7 protein-coding genes are annotated in these 7407 nt (G+C 45.4%); all 7 read right to left on the bottom strand.

Features of this window, described 5'->3' with window-relative positions:
- Positions 1 to 674 (bottom strand): class I adenylate-forming enzyme family protein (locus NTU69_09595; GenBank protein MCX5803763.1); only part of this gene is annotated, 674 nt, incomplete at its 3' end.
- A 61-nt stretch (positions 675 to 735) separates the two neighbouring features.
- Positions 736 to 2625: a TRAP transporter fused permease subunit gene (locus tag NTU69_09590; protein MCX5803762.1), complete on the bottom strand. Its 1890-nt coding sequence runs from the start codon at positions 2623 to 2625 to the stop codon at positions 736 to 738.
- Positions 2626 to 2648: 23 nt separating this feature from the next.
- Positions 2649 to 3614 carry a TAXI family TRAP transporter solute-binding subunit gene (locus NTU69_09585; protein MCX5803761.1) on the bottom strand — a complete coding sequence of 322 codons (966 nt, stop codon included), beginning with the start codon at positions 3612 to 3614 and terminating at the stop codon, positions 2649 to 2651.
- A gap of 310 nt (positions 3615 to 3924) precedes the next feature.
- Positions 3925 to 4665, bottom strand: a complete 741-nt coding sequence (locus NTU69_09580) for an MBL fold metallo-hydrolase (GenBank protein ID MCX5803760.1) — start codon at positions 4663 to 4665, stop codon at positions 3925 to 3927.
- Positions 4662 to 6308, bottom strand: a complete 1647-nt coding sequence (locus NTU69_09575) for an AMP-binding protein (GenBank protein MCX5803759.1) — start codon at positions 6306 to 6308, stop codon at positions 4662 to 4664. The genes NTU69_09580 and NTU69_09575 overlap by 4 nt, the downstream gene beginning before the upstream one ends.
- 14 nt (positions 6309 to 6322) lie before the next feature.
- On the bottom strand, positions 6323 to 6610 hold the full coding sequence (locus NTU69_09570) for a MoaD/ThiS family protein (protein ID MCX5803758.1): 288 nt from the start codon (positions 6608 to 6610) through the stop codon (positions 6323 to 6325).
- 11 nt (positions 6611 to 6621) lie between these two features.
- Positions 6622 to 7407, bottom strand: a 786-nt coding sequence (locus NTU69_09565) for a CoA transferase (GenBank protein MCX5803757.1), incomplete at its 5' end; no start/stop codon positions are given.

Below are 7407 nucleotides of genomic sequence, written 5' to 3'. Positions count from 1 at the left end.
GCCAGCCAGTGTATCCAGTCCCCTGTATGGTAGAAAGGTTTCAGGGTAACCCAGATATCGCCAGGTCTTCGAAGACCATGCACAACCTCTGTTATAGCCATGCACTCCATATTCTTGTGGATAAGCGATATTGGTTTGGGAGCCCCTGTAGTCCCGGAAGTAAAGTAAAGACCGCAGGCATCCTCATCTCCTATCTCTACTTTAACGGGCGACGGGTTAGACAGAGCTATAATGTTTTCGAAACCCTCCATATCCTGGGGTACATTCCGGCCATTCACGATACATGTATGAGCAGGTAACGTTGGATGGCTCACAGTTTTGACTTTTTCCACAAATTGTTCGTCTATAATCACGGCCTTCGGTTCTGCTACATCGACGCAATATTTAAAATCATTTTCTGTAAACCTGAAATTGAGCGGTGCTACAATTGCGCCTGTTCTGATAACACCCAAATATGCCACAACCCAGTTTATTGAGTTCATCATCCAGTGCAGGACAATATCTCCCTTTCTTATGCCCATAGCCACCAGGGCATTAGCTGTCCTGTTTACCCTTTCATCAAATTCCTTCCACGTTAATTGTATTCTCAGGTCTTTGTCGGGCACCCGTTCGATTAGCGCTATCTTATCAGGATACATCCTTGCATTTCTTGCCAGCATCTCAGATAGGTTCATACAATTATCCTCCATTTTCTGGCGGGCTCCTGCAAGAGGTATCCCGCCGCTATGAGCTCATTCACGCCTTCTTTCCCCTTAAAAACTTGTCGAGTCTTATATTCGGATAGACCTTTTCGTGCCACATTATGCCGAGAAAGATAAGATATCCCACTACGTTCAAAAGGAGGTGATTGGGAATCAGCAAGATACTGCACGCCAGCATTAACAGTCTTGCAATCCATTTCAAATTGCCGCCAAAATATCCAAGAAAGGTGATGGATAATCCGGATATCGCAAAAAATGCTGTTATAACTCGAAAAACGATGTAGGGAATTGACCCGTTCAGATTTAATTCAGGAGAGTAGACCATGAGATAGGGGATTATAAAGGTCGGCGCAGATATAAGAAAGGCCAGGTTCGTGGTCTTGAGCGGGTCTGTCTTCGCAATTCCGGCAGCGGCGAAGGAGCAGGGGGCTGAGGGGGGTGTAATGTTCCCGAGGACACCGAAAAAGAATATAAAAAGGTGGGCGGCCATGGGATTCAACCCGCTCTTGATGAGGGCCGGTGCGGCCAGAATTGCAAGGATCAGGTATGCAGTCACCGGGGGAAGGGGCAGCCCGATGATAAGCGAGGCGATCATGGTCAGGAAGAGGAGGATTAACATGTTCCCCCCCGCCATATAGATAAGGATCTCGGAAAAACGAAGTCCCATGCCGGTGAGGCTGAGGACACCCTCTATAAGTCCTGCTGCCGCGCATGACATGGCCACGATGAGGGCGTTTCTCGCACCACCGGATAGGGCGGCAACGACTTTCGAAGGAGTCATCCTGGTGCTCTTTTTGACCATGCTTACCAGGATGACGGCAACGATGGCCCAGAAACCGGCTTTCTTCGTAGTAACCCTTTCAATAATGAGGAGATAGAGTATCACGAAGATCGGTATAAAGAGATGGGCGTTCTCTTTCATTAATTGGCTCAGTTTCGGCAATTCCGATTTGGGTACCTTTGCAATGCCCAGCTTAGAGGCCTGTACCTGTATAAACATGAAAACGGCAACGTAGTAGAGAAGCCCGGGTATCAGGGCTGCCCTCATCACACCTACATATGTTCCCCCGACGATCATTTCCGGGATGATAAAGGCCGCAGCCCCCATCACCGGGGGGACAAGCATTCCACCCGTTGATGCAAGGGCTTCTATTGCCCCGGCCATAATGGGTTTGTAGCCACCCCGTATCATTAAGGGTATGGTGAAGGTCCCCACGGCAGCCACGTTTGCCGTCTGAGAACCCGTCATCATTCCGAAAAGGCAACTCCCCAGTACCGCTGCCTTAGCAACCCCTCCCTTAAACCTTCCAAAGAGACCATACCCGATGCTGGTGAGCGAAGAGGTGGCGCCGGACTGTTCCAGAAAAGCCCCGAAAATCAGGAAGGTGATGACTACTGTGGCAGAGACGGCAAGCGCTGTGCCCAGTATTCCTTCGGTGCCCATAAACATGTGGTTCACGACCCGGGTGACCGTGTAGCCGCTATGCGCCACCGTGGGAGGCAAATACTGGCCGAAAAAGGCATATGCGAGTCCCGTAAATACGATCCAGCACATGGCCATACCCATGATCCGTCTCGTGGCCTCTATGACGAGTACGATTGCGCTCACGCTGACTATCGTATCGAGCTGATTCGGGCTGCCTGCCCTGGAGGATATGCCCTCATATTCGAGAAAGACATATGCACCGACGAGAAAACTGAGCAGAACGAGGAGAAAGTCAAGGCAGGCGGCCACCCTTGGCTGACTCCCTTCGGCTCGCTTTCTCAGAGGAAAGATGAGGAAGACGAGCATGGTTGCAAAGACGAGGTGGGTGGTACGCTGTTCCATGGCGGGAAGCAGCCTGTACCCCGATGTATAGATATGGAAAAGCGACATAGCGACTGCAATTAAAGTGATAATCCACTTGCGACTAACAAATTTCATTGTAATTTACTCCCCCACAACCTTTATCTCGCTACACCCATTTCTTTAAAATATTTCACTGCACCTGCGTGAAAAGGTATTGCGATTGTCTTCTGAGCATCCTGAAGCGTCATCTCCTTGAGTCCCGGACAAATTGCTAATAGCTCATCTCTGTGTTCAAAAATTACCTTTGTAATCTTATATATGAGATTGGCGTCAACCTTGTCGTGGGTGAACAAGAAGCTCCCGAAAACGAGGATAGGTGTATCCTGTGTAATACCTTTATATGCACCTGACTTCAACAGGTATTCACCAAAATATGGGTTGTTTGCAAGTATCTTCTTTAACAACTTCTCTTCAACCGGTATAACCCTAATTTGTTTTTCAAATGCTAACTGTTGAATTGCAGGCACGGGATAGGTCCCTGAAATAAATCCTGCATCAATACTTCCGTCTTTTATCCCCTCAACAACCTCGTTATATCCTAACCACAAGGGTTTAAACATCTTGGCAGAAATACCATGTTCTTCTATAAGCTGGACGCTCATCTGGGACGTTCCACTTCCTGCAGCACCAACACCTATCCTTTTACCCTTCAGGTCATAGTACGATTTGATAGGCGAGTTACTTGGTACAACAAGATTAAGGCCTGGGAGATGCGTTAAAGTTATTGCACGCATCGATTTTAATGGCTTCGTGAATGGCGCCTGTCCTGTATATGCCATGTAAGTCACCTTCGAGTCTGGCACGCCAAAGGCCGGTTGGTTTTTCTCTGCCTTTTCTTCAACAAGCTTAGACATAGCCGCTGTCCCGCCTGTTGCCTCCACCATCATCTGTACCTCAGGGACGTACTTGTTTATCACGGTAGCCATTGCCGCGCCAACCATATAAGCAGTCCCTCCAGCGCCAGGTGTATAGATGGGGATAACAGTTTTCGGAGCGGCAAAGCAATAAGAACAGAAGAAAAATACAAAGACCAAAAACATTGACATAATCTTTAAGCTTTTCATAACAAAACCCTCCTTTTTTTTAAAATCTTACTTCGAAGTCCTTACTTTTGCAATACAGTATCGTGCAAACAACTTGCAATTGCAATTTTCTATAAGAAACGCTGAATTGGTGTTTATGAAAAAACAATGCATTTCTTGCCACGCCTTAATACGATTTTAATTACTGTCTCCTTTAAGTGTTTTTGCTAAATGGGTCACACGGGTAGTAAGGTTAATAAGGTAAGCCTGCTCAAGCTGCTTGGGGCCTGGATTTATGTCATACTCTATGGCTTTAATACGGGTAACTACTCGATTAATATCTCCATTCTCTTCAATCAACAGCTTCTCTACCCTTGACTTGTGAAAAAAACTCCTTAACATCAGAATTTAAGACAACGAATTGATGGCCGAGACATAAAACCTCAACATCCAGTAAAGAAAGGCGTTTGATATTGGTTATATATAATTCAAAATCAACAAGGAATTCGGGAATAATTTGACCAATACGGTCAAGGTTGCCCACTGACTCGGTAGCAAAGAGAATCTTTCTTTCCGGTATGTAGTAGCTCAACTGGTCCCTTGTGTGACCAGCAGTAGAGATGACCTCCACACTTATATCCTCTGTAAGCTGAATAACCTGGCCATTTTCGAGAATTACATCAACTTCAAAGGGTTTAAAGGGTTCGTACAAAAGTTTATTCGGGTTAATCCCATTTACCGCAGCAACACGTGGAATTATATTGGAACTTAAGTCTTTCATTAGCTTCTGGGCATTGGGTCTTTTGATAATCTCAGCCGCCCTCGACGATGCAGCTACCTTTATACCGGGAAAAACCTTCTTGAAATACGCTACTGCACCGCAATGGTCATAATGGACGTGTGTTAAAAAAAGCATCTCCGGCTTGCGTTCTTTAAGAAACTTCCTGATATCTTCTTCATATAATCTTCCAACACAGGAAAAGCCTGCCTCAAAGAGAACAGGCCGTGAACAATCAAGAAGATAAGACGGCGTCCATGGGAGACCTAAAACATATAGACCTTTTCCCACATATCCAGTCTCACCGAAGATCATTTTAAAATACCTTCCTGTCTGAGCTTTGCCTCAATATCCAGTCTGAGTTGTTTTTTGTCTACCTTTATCCCTCCTGCGAGAGGGAGGTCATCGATGATTTCAAGCCTCTCCGGAATCTTAAAAGGTGCAATTCCCAGACCTTTCATGAAGAGAACCATATCTGAAAAGCTTAATGATTCACCGTTCATAATAACCGCATAGGCACATGCCTTTTCTCCCATTTCCGCATCAGGCATACCAATAACAGAAGCTTTGAGCACTTTCGGGTGCTTGAGGAGCATGCTCTCGATTTCTAACGGGTATATATTCTGACCACCTCGAATTATCATATCCTTCCGCCTGCCCCTGATGGTAAGCCTGCCTTCAGTGTCAAAGCTCGCAAGATCCCCTGTATGGAACCATCCGTCATACCAGGCTTCTTTTGTTGCTTCTGGATCCCCGAAATAACCCGGTTCGCAGTGAGGCCCTTTTACAATCACTTCACCTACCTCACCCTCCGGCACTTCTTTATTTTTTTCGTCAATGAGTTTTATTATAGCCCCATCAAGAGGTTTACCGACCGTTTTAAGGAGATTTTCTTTTGTATCATCAATAAAGGATGAGCTCATAGTACCAACGTCCAACCCGCCGTATGCAGGCAATACTGGACGTCCAAATTTTTCCCACGCCTTAAGGGCTTGATCATAAGGTAGGGCAGCACCACCATACTTTACTATTCGAAGCGAGCTCACATCATATTTCTCAAAATCAGGGTACTCGAGGATTCTTATAAGTACTGCAGGAACAGTGGCGATGATCGTGACCCTTTCCCGTTCAATCAATGCAAGGATTTCTTCCGGTGTAAAATACTTTGCAACTGCAATCCTGGCACCCATGAGGGGAGCGGCCCTATATACTTCATTGAAACATCCTCCAGCTATTACAGGAGCAAATGCGCCAACCACATCATCCTCTGTTATCTTTAACCTTTTTGCAATCACCCTGCCTGTACACTGACGAACAGATGAAACAAATTCAACACATTTCGGCATACCCGTTGTTCCCGTAGTGGTTGCTATTTGAAATGTTTCAAAGGCACTAAATCGCGTTTTTTGAAAATAGTCAGGGCTGTATTTCTCTCCAAGGGGTGATTCTGCCAATTCTTTTACGGAAATGGCTCCTTCGGGAACATCATTCCCGATAACAAAAATATGCCTGAGAGAGGGGGTATCGGATTTGATTTCCTGAATCATGCTGAAATAATTGAAACCCCTGAATTCAAAAGGGATTACTATTCCTACTGCTTCCGTATGATTAAGAATAGCCTTGACTTCAGCCTGCCGGAAATTAGGAAGAAGGGTTACAGCAACAATACCGGCCTTCTCGCAAGCAAGGCGGAATGTAAAAAGCTCCGCACAATTATACAATTGTACGGCAACCCTTTCATCTCTTTTAATACCGAGTTCAAACAAGTAGGCAGCGATACTGTCTATCTGCTTCTTTGCCTCCGCCCAGCTAAGTCTTGAGTTCTCTTCTACAATCGCCTCGGAATCAGGATAGAGAACAGCATTCTGATCCCAGGAATCAGAAATCAGACTGGAATCCCAGTGTCCTGCGCTAACATAATCATCTATCATTCCCTGGGTAAACCGGATTGGCTTCATATTTTTGGCTCCTTTTAACCACCGCCGGCAATCAGCATAAATGCAATGGTATCCCCTTCGTTTATCACTATGGTATCGATTTTTTCTCTCTCTGCTTGAATCTCGCCGTTGAGAACAATCATAACCTCCTCGCTTATACTTCCATTCTCTTTGAGAACCGCATCTTTAAACTTTTTAATACTGTTTGAAAGCTCTCTAACCAGATCGGATACTGTATGATCTTTATGACCTTTTAATTCTATCTCCAGTTCTCTCTGTATTTGGGCAAAATTGAAACCAAGGAATTTTACTTTAACCTTCATTTATTACTCCTTTAAATTACCCCCTTGCTCCTGAGTTGAGAAAATTTTCTTTTACTGAAACCTAATAACCCACAGTATATGTCTTCATTATGTTCACCTATACGGGGAGCACGTGAAGCAATGGTACCTGGCGTAAGTGACATCTTAAAAGGAAACCCCGGTAAAGGAAGCTCCCCCAGTTCAGGATAGGTGACATACTGGATCATGTCCCGTGCCTTGGCTTGAGGGTCATCTATCACCTTATCAACGGTATTGACGATACTACAAGGGACCCTTACTTTCTGAAGTATCTTAACCGCCTCCTGTGCGGTTCTCTTTGATACCCATTCTCCGATGGCCGCATCGATTGCCTTTGCATTATCAAACCGTACCATATCATTTTTACTGAACCTCGGGTCTTCTGCCATGTCTTCTCTTCCTATTACCCTTGTTAATCGTTTCCAGATACTGTTTGTTGTCCCGGAGAGTAGTACCCATCCCCCATCACTGGCTTTAAATATCCCGATATAGGAATGGAACCCAAGATTCCCTACCTGTCTTCTTATCTCACCGTATACCTTATAAAGAAGGAGGGCTCCCATCAGTTGTGTACAGAAAAAGGCAGTATCAAATAACGCAACATCGATAAATTGTCCTTTGCCTGTTTTTTCCCTCTGGTAAAGGGCAGTAATAATACCCATAGCAGCAAAGAGTCCGGAGGTAATGTCGTTACTGGTAATCGTCGTTTTGAGTGGGGGGTCACCGGGAAATCCCGTTAACAACATACCACCGGACCTTGCCTGGGCAACATGGTCAAA

This window comes from Pseudomonadota bacterium (assembly GCA_026388215.1).
GTDB lineage: Bacteria > Desulfobacterota > Syntrophorhabdia > Syntrophorhabdales > Syntrophorhabdaceae > JAPLKF01.
Note: the sequence above shows the minus strand (reverse complement) of the source record. Positions and strands in the feature narration are given on the sequence as shown.